Source organism: Streptomyces sp. NPDC032472, from assembly GCF_040636955.1.
Taxonomy (GTDB): domain Bacteria; phylum Actinomycetota; class Actinomycetes; order Streptomycetales; family Streptomycetaceae; genus Streptomyces.
In genome coordinates this window covers 181369-200215 of sequence record NZ_JBEZVK010000003.1, presented here as the reverse complement: position 1 = coordinate 200215, position 18847 = coordinate 181369, and the positions used below count along the sequence as shown (strand labels likewise).

Genomic DNA, 18847 nt, shown 5'->3' with positions numbered 1-18847 from the left:
CCGGTCGTCCGGCGCCGGTGGGCGTGGTGCGGGTTCTTCCGGATCAGGCGCGCCGAACCGCCTTCGGCGGGGTCCTACTTGCGGCCGAGGTCCTTCTCGATGACGGCCTTGATCCGGCCGAGGGTCTCGGCGAGGTCGCCGGCGACCTTGTCGCCCCACTCGGCGAAGAACTGCTGCTTCTGCGCGTCGTCCATCTCGGAGGTGATGCCGCGGATGCCCTCGGTGGGGGTGCCCATGCGGAAGTGGTGGACCAGGAGGCTGCCGTCGCCGTCGGCCTCGATGGTGAAGCCCCAGACGCTGTCCTGCTTCTCGCCCGAGCTGTTGTGCATGGCCCACTGGAAGGTCTCGCCGGGGACCGCCGCGACGACCTCCGCGTACGTCGTCCAGCGGCCGCGGACCACCGGCGCCCAGGCGACCACGTTCTCGCTGCGCTCGTTCTCGCCGCGGAACACCGAGCCGACCGCGCCGGGGGCGCCGGTGGTCCACTCGCCGCCGAGGCACTCCGGGCTCCACTCGCCGCTGCGGGCGAGGTCGCTGACGACGGCGTAGACCTCGGCCGGGGTGGCGGCGACGTGGATCTGGGCCCGGGACCGGAAGAGGGGGGTCTGGGTGCCGCTCATGGGGTGTTCCTCCTGCGCTGCTGCGGGGTGGCCAATGGAATGTCTTCCGGTGCCTGCTTCTTGCCTCGTTCTTGTCGGCCCGGCTAGATGAACCATACAGTTCAGTTCAATTGAACGCAACGGTACAGTTCAGTTGGGTTCTAGACTGGGGCCCGCAGCCGAGGAAGTAGGGATCGATCGCCATGACCGCACGGACCAGCCCCGCCGAAACCCAGCCCGTCCCCACCGGTGCGCGCGCCGCCCGCAAGCGGCAGGCCATCCTCGCCGCGGCCCGGACGGTCTTCCTGCGCGAGGGCTTCGGCGCCGGCGTCGACCAGCTCGCCGCGGAGGCCGGCGTCTCCAAGGTCACCGTCTACAACCACTTCGGCAGCAAGGAGAACCTGTTCAACGCCGTCATCGGACAGACCCTCGACGAGGCCCTGGAGGTGGCCCAGTCGGTCATCCAGGCCAAGCTCGCCGAGTCCGACGACGTCCGCACCGACCTCCTGGAGGCCTGCCGCACCTGGGTCGCCGGCCTGACCACCCCCGACGTCCTCGCACTGCGCAACGTCATCGCCGGCGAACGCCACCGCATGCCCGAACTCGGCCACACCTGGCAGGAGGAGGGCCCGGGCCGCCAGCACGCCGCCCTGGCCGCAGCCCTCGGCCGCCTGGACGAGCGCGGCCTCCTGCGCATCCCGGACATGGAACTGGCCGTGCTCCAGCTCTCGGGCCTGGTCCTGTCCCCGCACCTGGTCTACGGCGTCTACGGCACCACCCTGGACGAGGACCTCCGCGAACGGCTCCTCCAGGGCGGCGTGGACATGTTCCTGAACCAGTACGGCGTCAACCCGTAGCCGGTCCCGGCCGCCGTCAACTCGGTGCGGTACGGGTGCACTTGTGCGGGACGGGATGTTGCTCCCAGGGCGGGGGGCGGGGTTAATGGTCGCCTGGGTGTGACACCGCGTCACCCGAGAGTCAGGAGACCGTACATGGAGCATGCGCAGCCGGCCGGTGGGGCGTCGCAGGCGGCGGGGGGTGGGGCCGCGGGGGTGCCGGGCGCGGCGCCGCCGACCGTCGGACAGGTGGGCGGGGGGTTACCCGAGGGTCCCGGAGCCCCGCCTCCGCCGCCCTCGGCACCGCCTTCCGTCCCCCGTTCCGCACCGCCTTCCGCTCACGCTTCCGCAGCGCCTTCCGCGCCGCCGCCGACCTTCGGGATCGAGCTGCGGATCAGCCGGCGGATCCTGTGGGTGGGCGGCGCCGCCTATCCGCTGGAGAACATCGCCCGCGTCTACACCTTCACCCTGCACCCGCGGCGCAAGGACGCCACCGTCCGCTTCCTGAAGAACCTCGGCCTCATCCTGTCCGGGGCCTTCGCCCTGACCATCCTCGCCGGGCTGACCTCGCTCGCGAACCGCGAGGCGGCGTCGAGCATCCTCAGCTTCGTCTGGCTCGGTGCCGGAGCCGCACTGGTGTGGTCCCTCGTGGAGTGGATCGCGGTCCTCACGTCCCCGTCGCACTACGTGCTGGCGGTCGAGACCTCGGGCCCGTCCATCGCGGTGGTCACCAGCAAGGACCACGGCGTCCTGCACCAGCTCGTCGGGCAGATCACCCACGCGATCGACAATCCTGCGGTCGAGCTGCAGGGGGTGCGCGTGGACACCGTCAACATCAGCCCGAGGAACTACTACTTCGGCGACAACGTCAACATGTACGGCGGTTCCAACAACGTGGGGATGGGCACCCGGTGAGCGGCGACAACTTCTACTTCGGCGACAACGTCAACATGACCGGGGGCGCCAACAACACCGGCATGGTCAAGAACGTGGGCGCCCCGGCCGCCGCCCCCGCGGCGGACCCGGCGCTGCTCGAGGCGATCGGGGAGCTCCGCAGCCGGATCGAGGAGCTGCGCGGGCAGCTGCCGCCGGCGAGCGCGCAGGTGCTGGACGCCGCCCTGCCCGCCGCCACCGGTGATGCGGAGGTTCCCGCGGAGTCGCGGCAGAGCGCGCTCATGTCGATCGCCGGCATCGCCGCCGTGGTGGGGCCGCTCGGCCAGTCCGTCGTGGACGCCGTGGCCCGGGTGATCGAGCTGCTCGGCAGCTAGGCGTGTCCGGGCCCGGGGAGCACGCCGACCGCCCCGCGCCGTGGTGCGTACGGCGCGGGGCTGGGCGGTGGCAGGGGGTGCGGGCGGGTCAGTCCTCGTAGCGGCCGAGGCGGTCCGCCGCGTAGTCGTCGAAGGCCTGCTCGATCTCCTCGGCGGTGTTCATCACGAACGGGCCGCTGCGGAAGACCGGTTCGCCGATCGGCTCGCCGCTCAGGAAGAGGAGGTCGGCGCCCACCGGGCCGCCCGCCACCGTGACCGTGTCGCCGTCGTCGGCGAGGACGGCCAGCTCGCCGTCGGTGACCTCGGCCGAGCCGACGCTGCCGCTGCCGGACAGGACGTACACGGCCGCGTTGCGCCCGGCCGGGGCCGGCAGTTCGGCGCTCTCGCCCGGCGCGATGGAGGCGTGGACGACGGTCACCGGGACCTGCGTCTCGAAGGGACCGGTGGCGCCGTGCGCCGTGCCCGCGATGACCTTGAACCAGGAGCCGTCGGGCCTGCGGACCACGGGGATCTGCGCCGCGGTGGCGTTCTGCGTGCGCGGGCGCAGCCCCTTCAGCGCCGCCGGGAGGTTCACCCAGATCTGCAGGTTGTGCTGGAGGCCGCCGCGGGCCCGGAAGGCGTCGGTGGGCTGGGCGGAGTGGACCACGCCCGCGCCCGCCGTCAGCCACTGCACGGCCCCCGGCGGCACGACGCCCCGGTTGCCGGTGGAGTCGGCGTACTCGATGTCGCCCTCCAGGACGTACGCGATGGTCTCGAAGCCGCGGTGCGGGTGGTCCGGGGCGCCCTTGGGCTCGCCCGGGCCGAGGTCCACCGGGCCGACCTGGTCGACCATCAGGAACGGGTCCAGCTGTGGGATCTGCGGGGTCGGGAAGGGCCGGCGCACCGGGAAGCCCTCGCCCTCCAGGGTGTGGAGGGGCTGGAGGACGTCGACCACCGAGCGGGCCGCGGCGGTGGCGGGGGTGGCGATGGCAGAGCCGAGCGTGGTCATGATGCTGCCTTCTCTCGTCGTGCGGAGCGGTCGTGTTCCGTCGCTGCAGTGAACTATACAGTTCAGTTCAGGTGGAGGGGAAGAGGGCTCCGGCGGATCCCCGGCACCAACCCCGGAACCCGCCCCCGGTCCCAACTCCCGCGCACAGCTGACAGATACCGCCTCGCGCGGTTGTAGGCGCATGCCCCGCCCGGCCAGACTCCTGGTCATCCACTGACGCCCACCTCGCAGCCTTTACGGAAGGACCGTCCATGTCTCAGCTCAAGATCCTCGCCATCTCCGGCAGCCTCCGCGAGGGCTCGTACAACACCGCCCTCGTGCGCGCCGCGCAGAAGTTCGCCCCCGGTGACCTCGACATCGAGAGCTACGAGGGCCTGCGCGACATCCCGCCGTACGACACCGACCACGACGTCGACCCGGCCCCGGTCGCCGTGGCCGACCTGCGCCGCCGCATCATCGAGGCCGACGGCCTCTTCATCGCCACCCCCGAGTACAACTACGGCGTCCCCGGCGTTCTGAAGAACGCCCTGGACTGGGCGAGCCGTCCGGCGCTCAACTCCTCGCTGACCGGCAAGCCGATCGCGATCGCCGGCGCCGCGCCGACCAACTTCGGCACCGTCCGTGCTCAGCTGGCCCTGCGCCAGTCCTTCCTGTGGACGGACTCCAAGGTCGTCGGCAAGCCCGAGCTGTGCATCTTCCGCGCCAACGAGCGCTTCGACGAGTCCGGCAACCTGACGGACGAGACCACCATCGAGATCCTGCACCAGCTGCTCGCCACGCTGGGCCAGAAGATCCGCGAGACCCGCGCGATCGCCAACGGCACCGTCTGATCCACCGGTCCGCACCCCCGCGGTCCGTCCCCGTCGGCCCGTCCCCCGTCCGCGGGGGTCGGGGCCGGTCCCGCGGGACCCCCACCGGACCGCACCGCCCCCCGGCCGGAGTCGCCGGCTCCCTGTTGTTCCCCCTCTCCGAAGGGCCGCTCACACCCCCGTAGCGGCCCTTCGGCATGTCCGGACCCCGGCCCTCCACCCCCGCCCGCCGGAGGTGACGAAGCCTGCTGCGGGCGCTGCCCGCACGCCGCGGGCCCTTGCGAGGATCGGGCCATGCGTGCAGCCTTCATCGAAGAACTGGGCCCCGCCGAGAACATCCGGTACGGCGACGTGGCCCCTCCGACCCCCGGCCCCACCGACGTCCTGGTCGACGTCGAGGCCGTGTCCGTGAACCCCGTCGACACCTTCGTCCGCTCCGGGCTCTTCCGCACCCCGGTCGAGTTCCCCTTCGTCGTCTCCCGCGACCTCGTCGGCACGGTCGTCTCCGCCGGCCCCGGTGCGGCCGGCTTCGCCGTCGGCGACCGCGTCTGGTGCAACAGCCTCGGCCACGGCGGCCGCCAGGGCGCCGCCGCCGAGCAGGCCGTGGTCCCGGTCGACCGGCTCTACCACCTGCCGCCCGGCGTCGACGCGGCCGAGGCCGTCGCCGTCGTGCACCCGGCCGGCACCGCCTACCTCGCCCTGTTCACCCACGGCCGGGTGCGGCCCGGCGAGACCGTCCTCGTGGCCGGCGCCGCCGGGAACGTGGGCAGCGCCCTGATCACCATGGCCGTCGAGGCCGGAGCCCGGGTCATCGCCACCGCGAGCGCCCGCGACGCCGAGCACTGCCGCGCCCTCGGCGCCGCCGAGGTCCTCGACTACAAGTACCCGGATCTGGCCGCCCGGATACGCGAGGCCGCCCCGCACGGCATCGACGTCCACATCGACACCTCCGGCACCAACGACCTCTCCACCGCCGTCGAGGTGCTCGCCCACCGCGGCCGGATCGTCCTCCTCGCCGGCGCCCGCTCCCAGCCCGTGCTGCCCGCCGGCCCGCTCTACATGAAGGACGGCGCCGTCGCCGGCTTCGTCATCTCGCACGCCACCACGGCCGAACTCGCCGAGGCCGCCGTCGCCATCAACCGCCTGCTCGCGAACGGCCGGCTGCGCGCCCGCTCCATCGAGCGGGTCCCGCTCTCGCAGGCCGCCCGGACGCACCGGCGCATCGAGGACGGCGACCTCCACGGCAGCCGCGTCGTCCTGCTGCCCAAGGAGTCCTAGGGCACCGGCCCGGCGGGGGCGCGCGGCCCGCACGCACCGCGCCCCCGCCAACCCCTGCGCACCTCCGTCCCGCCCCTCTTCCCGCCTCCTGCCGTCGACCTGACGGACTGACAGGTGACCCCCTCCGCCCCCCGTCAGCGGCTGCCAGACTGCGCGACATGGACGACTTCCCGCAGACCGCGGCCCCTGTGGAGACCGAACCGTCCGGCACGGGGGCGCGCTTCGCACTCCTCGGCGCCGTGCAGCTGCTGCTGAACGCCTCGGTGTCGGTGACCTTCGCCGCCGGCCCGGCCATGCAGCGGGAACTCGGCCTCAGCCGCATCGACCTCATCCTCGACAGCGCCGCCTACGGCCTCGCCTTCAGCGGGCTCCTGCTGCTCGGCGGCCGGCTCACCGACCGCGTCGGACAGCGCCGCCTGTTCTCCCGCGGGACCGCCCTGTTCGCCCTGGCCTCGCTGGCCGCGGCCCTGGCGCCCACCTCCCCGTTCGTCCTCGCCGCCCGCTTCCTGCAGGGCTGCGGCGCGGCGCTCGCCGCCCCCGCCGCCATGGCCCTGCTCCGGGTCGTCTTCCCCGGCGGCCGCGCCCGGGCCACCGCCCTGGCCCGCTGGGGGCTGCTGGCCAGCCTCGGCGCCGCCGTCGGCATCGTGCTCAGCGGGGTGCTGGTGGCCTGGCTGAACTGGCGGTGGAGCTTCGGCGTCCTCGCCGCCGTCGCCGCGGCCGTGCTGGTGCTCTCCCCGCGGGTCCTGCCGTCCGGCCCCGCGCCCGTCCGCGTCCCGGTCGACGTCCTCGGCGCCGTCCTCGGCACCCTCGCGCTGTCCACCCTCGGCTACGGGCTCGTGATGGTCGGCCCGCACGGCTGGGCCGCCCCGGAGGTCCTCGCCCCGCTCGCGCTCGGCGGGACCCTGCTCGGCGTGTTCGCCGCCGCACAGCGCCGGGTGCGCGCGCCGCTGCTGCCGCCGGGGTTCCTGGCCTCGCGCTACCGGGCGACCGCCCTGGTCTGCGCGCTGCTCGGCCCGGCGATCGGGGCGAGCACCGCCTTCCTGCTGGCCCTGTACGTCCAGCAGGAGCGCGGCTACTCGGCACTGGAGAACGCCCTCGCCTTCGTCCCCTACAGCGCGGTGCTGCTGGGCGTCGGCTTCGTCGCCGGGCGGATCGTCGCCCGGCACGGTGTGCGCGCCGTCGCGGTGGGCGGGCTGGCGGTCATCGCCGCCGGGCTGTTCCTCATCGGGGCCGTGGGGCTGCGTACCGGCTCGATGCCCGCGGTCCTCACCGGCCTGATCGTGCTGTCCGCCGGGATCGGCACACTGATGTCCGCGGCGGTGGTCGGCGCCGTCGCCGGGGTCCCGGAGGAGCAGTCCGCCCTCGCCGGTGCGGTGGTCAACACCGCGATCCTGGCCGGGCCGACCATCAGCCTCGCGCTGATCACATCCGCCGCCGATGCGCGCACCGCCTCGCTCCTGGCCGCCGGTGATCCGGCCGCGGCGACGGGCGGATACGCCTTCGCCTTCGAAGCGGCCTGCGGGGTGTTCGTGCTGGCCATCGCCCTGGCGGTATACGGCCTCGCCCCGACCCGCCGGGCCGCGGAACCCGCCCCCGTCTCCGGCCGCCCGGCGGAACGCTCCTCCACCCCGGCCTGAGCCCATCCCGGCCTCGCCGGCGTGTGAGGCGCCGGGTTTGGGGTGGAGCCCCAGGGAGCCCGGTTCCGCCGGGTACCGGGCTCTGCCCGGACCCGCGCCTCGATCGCCGGCGGGGCTGTATTTGCCGGGCCCCCGTCCCAGGGTTCGGCGGAGCCGTGATTGCCCTTCGGTGGCCCTTCGCAGCCGAGGGTCGGCAGAATCCAGCCTCGCCGGCGTGTGAGGCGCGGGGTCTGGCGGCGGAGCCCCAGGGAGCCCGGTTCCGCCGGGTAGCGGGCTCTGCCCGGACCCGCCCCTCGATCGCCGGCGGGCCTGTATTTGCCGGACCCCGTCGGCGGAGCCGGCTGCTTCTGGGGCGGCGCCCCAGGCGGCGGCGAGGGGGAGGCGGGGGGTCCCGCCGCCGTACGACCCCCGTGCGACCGCGCGACCGTGCCGACCCCCTTGACGCGCCGCCGCGCCAGGTGGACGCTCCCGCGGTCTCGATCCAACGGGTGCAGCTGGGGGGCCGCCATGCCGGAGCAGTCAGCCGAGTCGATCCAAACCGCAGGGGAACTGCGCGCACAGCTCGCGCAGCAGGGGGCGCGCTGGACGGTCGTCGAGCACCTCGCCGACGACGACCCCGTGCCCCGCCCTCCGCTCGGCATGGAACCGGGGGCGAATCTGACGCCCGCGCACGAGGCCCCCGCGGTCGACCTGCGCGCGCTCCTCGGGCACCCGAGCGGCAATCCGCACCTGACCCGCCGCCGGGCCGCCCACGGCCTGCTGCCCGAGACCACCGCGGGCGTCACGGCCCGGCCGGCCGCCGTGGACTGGCGGGTCCGCTGGGGTTGGCCCTGGATCACGAGGGTCAAGGACCAGAACCCCTGCGGCTCCTGCTGGGCCTTCGGCGCCGCCGGCCTGGTGGAGTCCATGGCCCGGATCGAGCACGGGGTCTGGGCCGAGCGCTCCGAGGGCGACGTGCACGACGGGCTGCGCTTCACCTGCGGCCAGGGCTCCAACCCGGAGACGGCGCTCGACTGGATCAAGGCCAACGGCGGCCTCGCCGACCCGGACTGCTGGCCGTACTCCCCGCCCCCGCCCTCCGTGCCCGCCGACCGCCGCGACGGCTGGCGCGCCGAGTACACCCCGAGCTGGGACCGCTCCGGACGCACCGTCCGCATCGCCGACTACGTCCGGCTCGGCGACGTGGAGCAGCAGAAGGTCTGGCTGGACACCGTCGGCCCGCTCACCGCCTGCTTCGACGTGTACGACGACTTCTTCGGCCTCGGCTCGGGCGTCTACCACCGCACCAGCGACCGCCTCGCGGGCGGCCACTGCGTGCTGATCACCGGCTACGACGACGCGGCCGGCTGCTGGCTGTTCAAGAACTCCTGGGGCACCGGCTACCACGTGGGCGGCTACGGCCGGATCGCCTACGGCGAGGTCAAGATCGACCACTGGGCCAAGTGCGGCCTGCGCGGCACCAACATCGACCCCTGGAGCAAGCGCCGCCTGCACGCGGGCAACGTGTACGAGAGCGGCAACGGCCGCGCCCACCGCAACTTCGAGCTGCTCGCCACCGCCGGAGGCGGCGGCCGCCTGCAGCACTGGTGGCGCGAGGGCGACGCCCCCTTCGCCTGGGCGCGTGCCGCGGTGTTCGCCGCCGACGCCTCCGGCCAGCCGGCCTTCACCGGGACCACGTACAACCGCAACATGGAGTCCCTGCACGTGACGACCGGCGGCCGGCTGCGCCACTGGTTCTACGAGCAGTCCGCCGGCACCTGGCGCGACGGCGGCGTCTTCGGCACGGGCGACGCGGCGGTCGGCTCGACCCCGGCGTTCATCCAGAGCGACTACGGCAAGCCGGGCAACTTCGAGGTGGTCGTCCGCACCGCCGACGGCCGTCTGAACCACTGGTGGCGCATCAACGGCGCCCCCTGGACCTGGAACGACGGCGGCCGCTTCGCCTCGGGCATCGCCCACTTCGGGCCCGCCCTCGTGCAGACGCGCAGCCGCCACCTCGACCTGGTCGCCACCCGTACGGACGGCCGGATGCAGCTGTGGTGGCGCGACGACCCGAACGGCTTCGCCTGGCGGGCCGGTGAGGTCTTCGGCAGCGGCGCCACCTCCGCGCCCTGCCTGATCGAGGCGCAGTACGGCGCCGCGGACGAGGACACCGCCGGGAACTACGAGCTGTGCGTGGCGGTCGCCGGCGGGCGGGTCGAGCACTGGTGGCGGGGCAACGCCTCGGGCGCGGCGTGGAGCCGCAGCGCGGTCTTCGGTCACGACGTGCTCGCCGTGACCGGGATGCTGCAGGGCAGCTTCGGGTTCAACCTGGAGGTCGTCGTACTGCGCACCGACCGGAAGCTCCAGCACTACTGGCGCGACGGCGCGGGCTGGCACGAGGGGGCCGTGATCGGGCCCGCCTGAGCGGGGTGGCGGAAGGAGCCGCAGCGGGTGGAGCAGCGCAGGGTGGTCCTCGCCGCCGGCGCGTCGTACGAGGTGCGGCTCGCCGGCCGTGGCGCGCTCGGCTACGTGTGGACCTGGCAGGTCACCGGTGACGCGGCCGCGGTGGAGGTGGCCCCGGCCCCCGGCCCCGGCCCCGCCCCCGGCCCGCCCCTGCTGCCCGGCGCCCCGCTGGAGCGGACGTACGTGGTCACGGGCCGCCGCGCGGGCGGGCGGGCCCGGATCCGCTTCGCGCAGATCCGCCCGCCCTACCCCCTGGAGACCCCGTACGACGAGCTCGTCCTGGAGGTGGAGGTCACCCCCGGCCCGGCCGCACCCGCCGCCGGGCCGTGAGCACGCGGTGCTGTACGGACTCCAGCGGCCCCCGCTCGAACCGGCGCAGCCACAGCGCCGACCCGGCGGCCAGGGCGAGCGAGACCGCCGCCCACAGCCCCATCACCCACCAGGGGCCGCTCCCGGCGAGCCGGTCGGCCAGGCCCAGCCCGATCCCGTAGCAGAGCAGCATGCACAGCAGGTTCTGGCCCACGTACGCGGAGAGGGCGGTGCGGCCGATGGCGCCGAGGGCGGCGGCCCCGCGGACGGCCGGGAAGCGGTCGAGGAGGCAGCCGATCAGGCCGATGTAGCCGAGGGCGATCAGCGGGGCGATGCCGTAGCGGCCCAGGACGAAGAAGTCGGGCCCGCCGAGCGCGGCGGCGGCGCCCAGCGGCAGGCCGAGGCCGAGCCCCCAGGCGGTCAGCCGGACCCGGATCCGGTGCCCGTCGGCGGTCGGGGCGAAGGCGCCGGCCCGGAACAGCCTCACCCCGAGGAGGAAGAGGAGGACGAGCAGGCCGAAGGAGAAGACGGGCTCGATGCGCAGGGCGAGGGCGTGGTCGAGCCGGAACCGGATCTGGTCGAGGTAGCCGCCGTGGGCGTAGAGCCCGACGGCGGCCGCATCGGGGGTCTCGGGGCCGGAGTCGGGGGTGGCCAGGTCGCCGAGGGTGACCAGGCCGATGAGGGCCAGGTGCAGGCTGCCCGCGACCCACATCGCCACCCGCCGCACCCGCTCGGAGCGGGCCAGCAGCCAGGCCGTGAGCAGGGCGGTGACCGCGTACCCCATCAGCACGTCCCAGGCGAAGACGAGGACGAAGTGGACGGTCCCCTCCAGGAAGAGGAACGCGGCCCGCCGCGGATAGCGCCCGGGCCAGGGCTCGCCGCGGCGCGCGGCGGAGTCGTACTGGATGGCCAGGCCCACCCCGAACAGGACCGTCAGGAGGGAGAGGAACTTGCCGTCGGCGAGGAAGCGGAAGACGGCCTCGGCGACGCCGGCCGCGGAGGGGTCGGCGAGCGGGTCGGGCAGGGCCATCGCGCCCTGGAGCACGCTCCACTCGGAGCCGGGCGAGGCGAAGATCCAGACGTTGGTCATGAGCGTGCCGAGGATGGCGGCGCCGCGCAGGACGTCGAGGAGCGGGATCCGGTGCGCGGCGGGCCGGGCGGCGGCCGCGCCCGGACCGCTGCTGCCGGGAAGGGTGGTGTGGGCCATGGATCCAGCGTCCGGGCGGACCGCGGCGGTTGCGTCCTGCCGCCGGACGAAGCCGCGGTACATCCTTGGATGCAGCGGCGGGGGCCCGGGGTCCACATCCTGGACCCGCAAAACCGTGCATCTCTCATGTATCTATGCTGTGCGCATGTCTGCCCCGCCCCTGGCCGCCGCTCCTGCGGCCACCGCCGCCGACCGCGTCTACCGGCACGTCAAAAAGGGCGTACTGGAACGCCGCTACGAGGGCGGCACCCTCCTCACCGAAGGCGGGCTCGCCGATGCGGTCGGTGTCTCCCGCACCCCGGTGCGCGAGGCGCTGCTGCGGCTGGAGACCGAGGGGTTGCTGAAGCTGTACCCGAAGAAGGGTGCGCTGGTCCTGCCGGTCTCCGTGCAGGAGATCGCCGACGTCATCGAAACCCGGCTGCTGGTCGAGGAGTTCACCGTTCGGGGGGCCGTGCCCGCGTCGCCCGGCCTGCTGGAGCGGCTCGCCGCCCTGCTGGAGGAGCAGCGCCGGCACGCCGCCGAGGGCGACCTCGCCGCGATGACGACCGCCGACCGCTGCTTCCACGCCGAGATCGTGCGCGCCGCCGGCAACCAGATCCTCGCCCGCCTGTACGACCAGCTCCGCGACCGGCAGTTGCGCATGGGCGTGGCCCTCCTGCACGCCCACCCCGAGCGGATCGAGCGGACCCTCGCCGAGCACGCCGGGATCCTCGACGCCCTGCGCTCCGGCGACGCCGAGGCGGCGGCCGCGGCCGTACGGGGGCACGTGGGCCGGGTCGGGGAACTGGTGCGGGGGCCGGTCCGGTGACGGGGCCGTCGCTCGGGCCCGTCCCGAAGGACCCGCCGGGCGGCCGGCGGGCGGTGGCCGTCTGGGGCATCGGCGTCGCCGTCTACTTCGTCGCGGTCATCTTCCGTACCAGCCTGGGCGTGGCGGGACTGGAGGCCGCCGACCGCTTCCACGTCAACGCCTCCGCCCTGTCCACCTTCTCCCTGCTTCAACTCCTCGTCTACGCGGGCATGCAGGTCCCCGTCGGCCTGATGGTCGACCGGCTCGGCACCAAGCGGGTGCTGACGCTCGGCGCGGTGCTGTTCACCGCCGGGCAGGTCGGTTTCGCGCTGTCGCCGACGTACGGGGTGGCGCTCGCCGCGCGCGCCCTGCTCGGCTGCGGCGACGCGATGACCTTCATCTCCGTCCTGCGGCTGGGCACCCGCTGGTTCCCGGCGCGGCGCGGTCCGCTGATGGCCCAGCTCGCCGGTCTCGTCGGCATGGCCGGGAACCTGGTCTCCACCCTCGTCCTCGCGCCCGTGCTGCACGGCCTCGGCTGGGTCCCCGCGTTCGCGGGCAGTGCGGCGGCCGGGCTGCTGGTGCTCGTCCCGCTGGTGCTGTTCCTGCGAGACCACCCGGAGGGGCACGAGCCGGTCCCGGTCCGAGCGGCGGCCGCCGGCGACGGGGCGGGTTTCGTCCGCAGCCAGATACGGGACTCGTGGCGGGAGCCCGGCACCCGGCTCGGGCTGTGGGTGCACTTCACCACCCAGTTCCCGGCGATGGTGTTCCTGCTCCTGTGGGGCATGCCGTTCCTGGTCGAGGCGCAGGGGCTGGAGCGGACCACCGCGGCCGGGCTGCTGACCCTCATCGTCGCCTCGAACATGGGCTTCGGCCTGGTCTACGGCCAGATCATCGGCCGCCGCCAGGGCGCCCGGATCCCGCTGGCCCTCGGCACCGTCGGGCTCACTGCCGCGCTGTGGGGCTCGGTGCTGGCCTATCCGGGGCAGCGGGCCCCGATGTGGCTGCTGGTCGCGCTGTGCGTGGTGCTGGGCACCTGCGGGCCCGCCTCGATGATCGGGTTCGACTTCGCGCGGCCCGCGAATCCGGCCGAGCGGCAGGGGACCGCCTCCGGGATCACCAACATGGGCGGGTTCCTCGCCTCGATGACGACGCTGCTGGCGGTCGGGATCCTGCTGGACGCCACCGGCGACGACTACCGGATCGCCTTCTCGTCCGTCTTCGTGGTCGAGCTGCTGGGCCTGGCCCAGATCCTGCGGCTGCGCGGCCGCGCCCTTGGCCGGGAACGGGAGCGCCAGCAACCACCCCTTGCCGCTGGGCGGAGCCGTTTCCCCACCCCGCCCCTTCCCGAACCGGGGGCTCCGCCCCCGGACTTCCGCGCCTCAAACGCCGGCGAGGCTGAATCAAGCCCGCGCGGCGTTTGAGCGCTGGGGGTACCCCCAGCGGTAGCTGGGGGAGGGTCCGGGCGGAGCCCGGTTTCGGGAAGGGGTGGGGAGGGGGCAGGCTCCGCGCAGCGGCAACAGGCAGCGGCCCGCAGGGATCCGCCGCCCGGCCGGGGAAAGGGTGTGGCCGGGGACCGGCGCGGGACGGACCCCCGTCCCATCCCGCACCGGCCGCCGGTGAAACATCGACATCCGGCCAACTGATGCCGAGCCTATGGCCGGGCCGAGCCTCCGGGTGTGCACTCCGCGCACGGCTCGTTGATGTTCCGCGCACACGCGCACGCAGACGCGCACGCAGACCCGCACGCAGACGGGCACGCGCACGCACACGCCCGCGCCCGCGCAGACGGCACCCGCTCCGCCCCCCACCGCCGATACTCCCCCGCACTCATCCCGTACGCCTCCCGAAAGGCCCGGCTGAACACCGACGCATTGGTCAGCCCCCACCGCGCGGCCACCGCATGCACGGGCCGCCCCCGCAGCGCCGGGTCCGCCAGATCGGCCCGGCACCGTTCGAGCCGGCGCTGTCGGATCGCGGCCGCCACCGTCTCGCCCTGCTCCCGGAACAGCAGCTGGAGCCGCCGCAGCGAGATCCCGTGCCGGGCGGCGACGGCGGCCGGCGTCAGTTCCGGATCGCCGAGGTTGTCGTCGACGAAGGTGTTGATCCGCTCCAGCAGGGCCCGGCTGCGGGTTTCGGCGGACAGCTCGTCCAGCGCGCCCAGCTGCCCGGCGAGGCAGGCACCCACCAGGTCCAGGGCCACCGCCCCCAGCCGCTCCAGCTCCGCCGGCCCGCAGTCCGAACCGTGCGCCGCGAGCGTGCGCATGTACTGGGCGAGGACCGCCCCCATGCCGTGGCCGCCCGGAATGCGCTGCGCCAGCAGCCGCTGCACCCGGGCCCCGCGCAGGGGCATCGCCTCGCGGGGGAACGACAGGGTCACGGCCCGGATCAGGCCGCCGTCCCCGGGCAGCGCCATGGACTCCATGGGCAGCGAGGTGTCCCAGAGCACCATGTCGCCGTGGAACAGGCCCGTGCCGGACCGGTTCTGGTCGAGGGTCATCGTGCCCTCGGTGACCAGCCCGATCTGGTACTGCTCGGGGTCGCTGCGCCGGACGTGGGCGGCCGTGCGGCGTGAGTACAGCGAGGAGAAGCCGAACGTGGACACCTGCACGCCGCCCAGGTCGAGGACGGCGGCGTCGGCACGGAAGTTGCCGGCGTGCTCACTGCGGATCGCGGTGGGCACGAGCTCGTGCGCGATGATCTCCGTGAACCAATCGAGCCGCTCCGCCTCCGGCACGACTGCGGACGACAGTCTGGACCACACGTTCCGGGAACCCCCTCTGCTGCACGGCGTTTGTCCCGCCCATGACAGGGACGACGCGGCGCGGCACACGGCGGTTCTCGGCTCAGGACGCGCCGAGGGGGCTGCCCCCGCCGTCCTACGGGGTGACGGCGAAGTGCGCCAGGATCGCCTCCGCCAGCGCCTGGTCGCCCTCCACCTTCACCCGGTCGGCCACCGCGTGCGGCCGGACCCGGCCCGCCGCCAGCCGGACGTACGTCTCCCAGTCCATCGCCAGCGTCACGGCCGGGCCGAGCGAGGGCGTGGAGTCGATCGAGCCCTGCCCGTCGGCATCCACCCGTACCGTCCGCAGGAACTCCACCGGCCCGTGCACGTCGATGACGACCGTGGACCTGGCGGGCGCCCCCGCCAGCTTGGCGACCACCTTCGGCAGCCCCGCCAGCAGGATGTCCCGCGCCACGTACGCCCCGGGCGAGTCCCAGTTGCCCGGCACGCCCAGCGCCGTCCGCAGGTCCTGCTCGTGGATCCACACGTCGAACGCGCGCAGCCGGGTCGCCAGTTCCAGGGTGATCTGGTCGCCGAGCGGCCCCCGCACCAGCGTGGCCGGATCCCGCTTCTCGTTGCGCAGCTGCCGCGACCGCCGGATGACCGTGTACTCCAGCTCGGAGGTCATCTCCGGCGCCGTGTGGTGGCGCCGGACGTCGACCTGGACCTCCATGTACCGGGTGAACTCGTCCACCACGTGCCGCAGATCGCGAGGCAGCGTGTGGATCGGCCGCGGATCCCCGAGCATTTCGGTCTCTATGCCGATGATGTGCGACACCACATCGCGCACCGACCAGCCGGGGCACGGCGTGGCCCGGTTCCACTCGCCCTCCGTCAGGGGGAGGACCAGCTCGGATATCGCCTCGATGGAGTGCGTCCACGCTTCGGCATAGGGCTGGAGGCTGGGATGCGGATGGACGGTCAACGGGACCCCTCGCGTGCTGTTCAGTGGCGCGTTTTTTTGGAAGCGTGTGGACTGATGCCCAAACTACGCTGCCGGTGAGCACCCCGGCAGTGCTTTCGGGTGACGATCGTAGGCCGAGTTGACGGCTTCAATGCCAGGACGGTGGTAGTGTGCGCGCCTCACTGATCCAAATCGCGGTGACGGACGGGGAGTCGGTGTCCCACCGGCGGTCCCGCGTCGCCGATCTCGTACGGGAGCAGGCGGGCTCGGACCTCGTCGTGCTGCCCGAGCTGTGGACGGTGGGCGCCTTCGCCTACGAGCAGTTCGAGACCGAGGCCGAACCGCTGGACGGCCCCACCTTCGACGCGATGTCCAAGGCCGCGAGGGACGCGGGGGTCTGGCTGCACGCCGGCTCCATCGTGGAGCGCGCCGGCGACGGCTCCCTCTACAACACCGCCCTCACCATCTCCCCGGCCGGCGAGCTGGCGGCCACGTACCGGAAGATCCACCGCTTCGGCTTCGACCAGGGCGAGGCGGTGCTGATGGCCGCCGGCGACACCCTGACCACGGTGGCGCTGCCGGAGCAGACCCTCGGCATCGCCACCTGCTACGACCTGCGCTTCCCCGAGCTGTTCCGCGGCCTGGTCGACGCCGGGGCCACCACGCTGGTCGTGGCCGCCGGCTGGCCCGCCCGGCGCCGGGCCCACTGGACGCTGCTCAACCGGGCGCGCGCCGTCGAGGACCAGGCGTACGTCCTGGCCTGCGCCCTGGCCGGTACCCACGCGGGCGTCGAACAGGCCGGCCACAGCCTGGTGGTGGACCCGTGGGGCGAGGTCCTCGCCGAGGCGGGCCCCGGCGAGGACGTCCTCACCGTCGACCTCGACCCGGCGAAGGTGGCCGAGACCCGCGACCAGTTCCCGGCCCTGAAGGACCGCCGCCTGTAACCGCCCCCGCTCCGGCCGGCACACCGCGGGAGCGGTGGGCCGGCGGACGGGACGGGGCGGAGCGGATTCCCGGCCGGGACCGGAATCCCGGCCGGGACCGGATTTAATCCCTCCATGGCCCTGCTCTACGTGACCGACCTGGCGTACCCGGCGCGCGGCCGCCGGTACGGCGACGAGGACGTATTCCTCACCTCCCGGCTCCGCGACCGCTTCCCGCTGGCCCTGTGCCACCCGCGGGACGCGGCCGCCCTGATGGGCGGCTTCGAGGCCGTCGTCGTCCGCAACAGCGGCCCGGTCCTGCACCACCAGGAGGCGTACGACCACTTCCGCGCCGCGGCCCTCGCCGCCGGAACCCGTGTCTACAACCCCCTGTGCGGCCGCGGCGACATGGCGGGCAAGCAGTACCTCCTGGACCTGACCGCCGCCGGCCTGCCGGTCATCCCGACCGTCGACGACCCGGCCCACCTCGACCGGCTCCCGCAGGTCCCGGTGTACGCGGTGAAGCCCAAGCAGGGCGCCGACTCCATCGGCCTCGCCTTCACCGCCGAGCCAGTCGGCCCGGCCGGCGAGGTCCTGATCCAGCCGAAGATCGACTTCACGTACGAGGTGTCCTTCTACTTCGTCGACGACGCCTTCCAGTACGCCCTGTACGCGCCCGACCCGGCCCGCCGCTGGGAGCTGCGCCCGTACGAGCCGACCGCCGCCGACCTGGACTTCGCCCGCACCTTCATCGCCTGGAACACCCTCGACCACGGCATCCAGCGGGTCGACGCCTGCCGGGCCCCGTCCGGGGAGCTGCTCCTGGTCGAACTGGAGGACCTCAACCCGTACCTCTCCTTGGACCTCCTCCCGCCCGACACCCGCGACGCCTTCGTCACGGCGCTGGCCCGATCCCTGCACGCCTTCCTGGCGGCCTGATGTCAGAGGCGGGTGCGAGGCTCCCGTCATGGACAAGCAGACGTTCTGGAAGCTGATCGAGTCGGCCCGCGCGGACGCCGAGCCGGACCGGGTCGCGGAGCACGCGGCCCGGCTGCTGGCGCTCCGTCCCGCGGCCGAGATAGCCGCAGCCCAGCAGGTGCTGTGGGACCTGCTGGCCGAGTCCTACCGCAGCCCGCTGTGGGCCGCCGCGTACGTGATCAACGGCGGCTGCTCGGACGACGGCTTCGACTACTTCCGCGGCTGGCTGCTGACCCAGGGCGAGGAGGCCTTCACCCGCGCCCTGGCCGACCCGGACTCCCTGGCCGACCACCCCGCCGTGCGCGAGGCGGCGGCGGAGGGCCTGGAGCTCTGGGACGAGGAGGCCCTGTCCATCGCCTGGACCGCCTACACCGAGGCCACGGGCCGCGAACTCCCGGCGGATTCCTTCACCATCAGCTACCCGCCCCTGGACCCGGCCTGGTCCTTCGACTTCGACGACACCACCGAAACCGCCACCCGCCTCCCCCGCCTGACCGCCTTGTTCGGCTAGAGCCCGCTGGTGTCGAGCTCGATGCCGAACGGCTCGGGCAGCCGCACCGGCGTTCCGAACGAGTGCGGGCCGTCGACCCCGGTGTACCCGAGCCGCCCGGGCCCGGAGAACACCGTGACGGTCTTCTCCACCCGGTCGACCAGGAGGTACAGGGGCGCCCCGTACTCTGCGTACCGCTTGCGCTTGACGACCCGGTCGGTCTCTGCGTTCGAGCCCGACGCCACCTCGACGATCAGCAGCGTCTGGTCGGGGAGCAGGGCTTGAGCGCCCCTCACCAGGTCCTTCGGGACGACGGCCAGATCGGGCACGTACCAGTTGGCGGACCCCGGAAGGTCCAGGTTGCCCGAACCGGTGACACAGCCCAGATCTCGGACCCGAGGCTTGATCTGGTCGCGGATCTCTTCCGCTGCGTTCTCGTGGTCCCAGCTGGGCGTCACATTTGCGACGACCCCCTCGATCAGCTCGGCGCGGTCTCCGCACAGACGCTGCAAGGCGTACTTCAACGCTCGCTCGGGATCGATGCCCTCGCTGTAGTCGATGGGCCCGTGTGCGGTGGTCATATCGGACGCCTCCTTCGCTCCCCGCG

At 73.7% G+C, this 18847-nt stretch carries 19 protein-coding genes; 13 read left to right on the top strand and 6 right to left on the bottom strand.

Annotated elements, in window-relative coordinates; genetic code table 11:
• Nucleotides 1-74 precede the first annotated feature (74 nt).
• Complete coding sequence (locus AB0F11_RS03170; RefSeq protein ID WP_362167694.1) at nt 75-620, bottom strand: SRPBCC family protein; 546 nt, start codon at nt 618-620, stop codon at nt 75-77.
• Nucleotides 621-802: 182 nt separating this feature from the next.
• On the opposite strand from AB0F11_RS03170, the gene AB0F11_RS03165 reads away from it, so the two are divergent.
• From AB0F11_RS03165 to AB0F11_RS03155, 3 genes are all read left to right on the top strand, one after another.
• Nucleotides 803-1456 carry a TetR/AcrR family transcriptional regulator gene (locus AB0F11_RS03165; RefSeq protein ID WP_361916928.1) on the top strand — a complete coding sequence of 218 codons (654 nt, stop codon included), beginning with the start codon at nt 803-805 and terminating at the stop codon, nt 1454-1456.
• 360 nt (nt 1457-1816) lie between these two features.
• A complete protein-coding gene (locus AB0F11_RS03160) occupies nt 1817-2350 on the top strand; it encodes a DUF6232 family protein (protein ID WP_362167798.1) in 534 nt (177 codons plus the stop codon).
• Entirely contained in the window at nt 2347-2703 is a 357-nt protein-coding gene (locus tag AB0F11_RS03155) for a hypothetical protein (protein WP_362167692.1), read from the top strand. The genes AB0F11_RS03160 and AB0F11_RS03155 overlap by 4 nt, the downstream gene beginning before the upstream one ends.
• 88 nt (nt 2704-2791) lie before the next feature.
• On the opposite strand, the gene AB0F11_RS03150 is transcribed toward AB0F11_RS03155, so the two are convergent.
• Nucleotides 2792-3691, bottom strand: a complete 900-nt coding sequence (locus tag AB0F11_RS03150) for a pirin family protein (RefSeq protein WP_362167690.1) — start codon at nt 3689-3691, stop codon at nt 2792-2794.
• 251 nt (nt 3692-3942) lie between these two features.
• On the opposite strand from AB0F11_RS03150, the gene AB0F11_RS03145 reads away from it, so the two are divergent.
• The 5 genes from AB0F11_RS03145 to AB0F11_RS03125 all read left to right on the top strand — a co-directional run bounded on the left by AB0F11_RS03145 (nt 3943) and on the right by AB0F11_RS03125 (nt 10190).
• The gene (locus tag AB0F11_RS03145) at nt 3943-4521 is read left to right on the top strand and encodes an NADPH-dependent FMN reductase (RefSeq protein WP_362167688.1); all 579 of its coding nucleotides are present in this window, start codon (nt 3943-3945) and stop codon (nt 4519-4521) included.
• Between the two features lie 273 nt (nt 4522-4794).
• Complete coding sequence (locus AB0F11_RS03140; RefSeq protein ID WP_362167685.1) at nt 4795-5778, top strand: NADPH:quinone reductase; 984 nt, start codon at nt 4795-4797, stop codon at nt 5776-5778.
• A gap of 158 nt (nt 5779-5936) precedes the next feature.
• Nucleotides 5937-7415, top strand: a complete 1479-nt coding sequence (locus AB0F11_RS03135) for an MFS transporter (RefSeq protein ID WP_362167683.1) — start codon at nt 5937-5939, stop codon at nt 7413-7415.
• Between the two features lie 507 nt (nt 7416-7922).
• Nucleotides 7923-9821 (top strand): C1 family peptidase, encoded by a 1899-nt coding sequence (locus AB0F11_RS03130; protein ID WP_362167680.1) that lies wholly within the window; start codon nt 7923-7925, stop codon nt 9819-9821.
• A 27-nt stretch (nt 9822-9848) separates the two neighbouring features.
• On the top strand, nt 9849-10190 hold the full coding sequence (locus AB0F11_RS03125) for a hypothetical protein (RefSeq protein ID WP_362167677.1): 342 nt from the start codon (nt 9849-9851) through the stop codon (nt 10188-10190).
• On the opposite strand, the gene AB0F11_RS03120 is transcribed toward AB0F11_RS03125, so the two are convergent.
• The gene (locus tag AB0F11_RS03120) at nt 10153-11376 is read right to left on the bottom strand and encodes a DUF418 domain-containing protein (protein WP_362167675.1); all 1224 of its coding nucleotides are present in this window, start codon (nt 11374-11376) and stop codon (nt 10153-10155) included. The two genes, AB0F11_RS03125 and AB0F11_RS03120, sit on opposite strands and share 38 nt — an antisense overlap.
• 145 nt (nt 11377-11521) lie before the next feature.
• On the opposite strand from AB0F11_RS03120, the gene AB0F11_RS03115 reads away from it, so the two are divergent.
• The gene (locus AB0F11_RS03115; protein WP_362167672.1) at nt 11522-12184 is read left to right on the top strand and encodes a GntR family transcriptional regulator; all 663 of its coding nucleotides are present in this window, start codon (nt 11522-11524) and stop codon (nt 12182-12184) included.
• Nucleotides 12181-13584 (top strand): MFS transporter, encoded by a 1404-nt coding sequence (locus tag AB0F11_RS03110; RefSeq protein ID WP_362167670.1) that lies wholly within the window; start codon nt 12181-12183, stop codon nt 13582-13584. Before AB0F11_RS03115 ends, AB0F11_RS03110 begins: the two co-directional genes overlap by 4 nt.
• A gap of 230 nt (nt 13585-13814) precedes the next feature.
• On the opposite strand, the gene AB0F11_RS03105 is transcribed toward AB0F11_RS03110, so the two are convergent.
• Together AB0F11_RS03105 and AB0F11_RS03100 are read right to left on the bottom strand one after the other, a co-directional pair.
• Nucleotides 13815-14924, bottom strand: coding sequence for a helix-turn-helix domain-containing protein (locus AB0F11_RS03105; protein ID WP_362167667.1), 1110 nt, complete (start codon nt 14922-14924; stop codon nt 13815-13817).
• Nucleotides 14925-15039: 115 nt separating this feature from the next.
• Nucleotides 15040-15870: a maleylpyruvate isomerase family mycothiol-dependent enzyme gene (locus AB0F11_RS03100; protein WP_362167665.1), complete on the bottom strand. Its 831-nt coding sequence runs from the start codon at nt 15868-15870 to the stop codon at nt 15040-15042.
• A gap of 149 nt (nt 15871-16019) precedes the next feature.
• On the opposite strand from AB0F11_RS03100, the gene AB0F11_RS03095 reads away from it, so the two are divergent.
• The 3 genes from AB0F11_RS03095 to AB0F11_RS03085 all read left to right on the top strand — a co-directional run bounded on the left by AB0F11_RS03095 (nt 16020) and on the right by AB0F11_RS03085 (nt 18261).
• Nucleotides 16020-16793 (top strand): carbon-nitrogen family hydrolase, encoded by a 774-nt coding sequence (locus AB0F11_RS03095; protein WP_362167662.1) that lies wholly within the window; start codon nt 16020-16022, stop codon nt 16791-16793.
• 114 nt (nt 16794-16907) lie between these two features.
• A complete protein-coding gene (locus tag AB0F11_RS03090) occupies nt 16908-17711 on the top strand; it encodes a hypothetical protein (RefSeq protein WP_362167661.1) in 804 nt (267 codons plus the stop codon).
• A gap of 28 nt (nt 17712-17739) precedes the next feature.
• The gene (locus AB0F11_RS03085; RefSeq protein ID WP_362167658.1) at nt 17740-18261 is read left to right on the top strand and encodes a DUF4240 domain-containing protein; all 522 of its coding nucleotides are present in this window, start codon (nt 17740-17742) and stop codon (nt 18259-18261) included.
• Here the strand turns inward: AB0F11_RS03085 and AB0F11_RS03080 are convergent.
• Nucleotides 18258-18821 carry a Uma2 family endonuclease gene (locus AB0F11_RS03080; RefSeq protein ID WP_362167656.1) on the bottom strand — a complete coding sequence of 188 codons (564 nt, stop codon included), beginning with the start codon at nt 18819-18821 and terminating at the stop codon, nt 18258-18260. The two genes, AB0F11_RS03085 and AB0F11_RS03080, sit on opposite strands and share 4 nt — an antisense overlap.
• Nucleotides 18822-18847: the final 26 nt, after the last annotated feature.

Excerpts from the sequence above, each read along its gene's own strand:
- AB0F11_RS03170 (WP_362167694.1), bottom strand. The coding sequence starts at position 620 with ATGAGCGGCACCCAGACCCCCCTCTTCCGGTCCCGGGCCCAGATCCAC.
- AB0F11_RS03165 (WP_361916928.1), top strand. The coding sequence starts at position 803 with ATGACCGCACGGACCAGCCCCGCCGAAACCCAGCCCGTCCCCACCGGT.
- AB0F11_RS03150 (WP_362167690.1), bottom strand. The coding sequence starts at position 3,691 with ATGACCACGCTCGGCTCTGCCATCGCCACCCCCGCCACCGCCGCGGCC.
- AB0F11_RS03145 (WP_362167688.1), top strand. The coding sequence starts at position 3,943 with ATGTCTCAGCTCAAGATCCTCGCCATCTCCGGCAGCCTCCGCGAGGGC.
- AB0F11_RS03140 (WP_362167685.1), top strand. The coding sequence starts at position 4,795 with ATGCGTGCAGCCTTCATCGAAGAACTGGGCCCCGCCGAGAACATCCGG.
- AB0F11_RS03135 (WP_362167683.1), top strand. The coding sequence starts at position 5,937 with ATGGACGACTTCCCGCAGACCGCGGCCCCTGTGGAGACCGAACCGTCC.
- AB0F11_RS03130 (WP_362167680.1), top strand. The coding sequence starts at position 7,923 with ATGCCGGAGCAGTCAGCCGAGTCGATCCAAACCGCAGGGGAACTGCGC.
- AB0F11_RS03120 (WP_362167675.1), bottom strand. The coding sequence starts at position 11,376 with ATGGCCCACACCACCCTTCCCGGCAGCAGCGGTCCGGGCGCGGCCGCC.
- AB0F11_RS03115 (WP_362167672.1), top strand. The coding sequence starts at position 11,522 with ATGTCTGCCCCGCCCCTGGCCGCCGCTCCTGCGGCCACCGCCGCCGAC.
- AB0F11_RS03090 (WP_362167661.1), top strand. The coding sequence starts at position 16,908 with ATGGCCCTGCTCTACGTGACCGACCTGGCGTACCCGGCGCGCGGCCGC.
- AB0F11_RS03085 (WP_362167658.1), top strand. The coding sequence starts at position 17,740 with ATGGACAAGCAGACGTTCTGGAAGCTGATCGAGTCGGCCCGCGCGGAC.
- AB0F11_RS03080 (WP_362167656.1), bottom strand. The coding sequence starts at position 18,821 with ATGACCACCGCACACGGGCCCATCGACTACAGCGAGGGCATCGATCCC.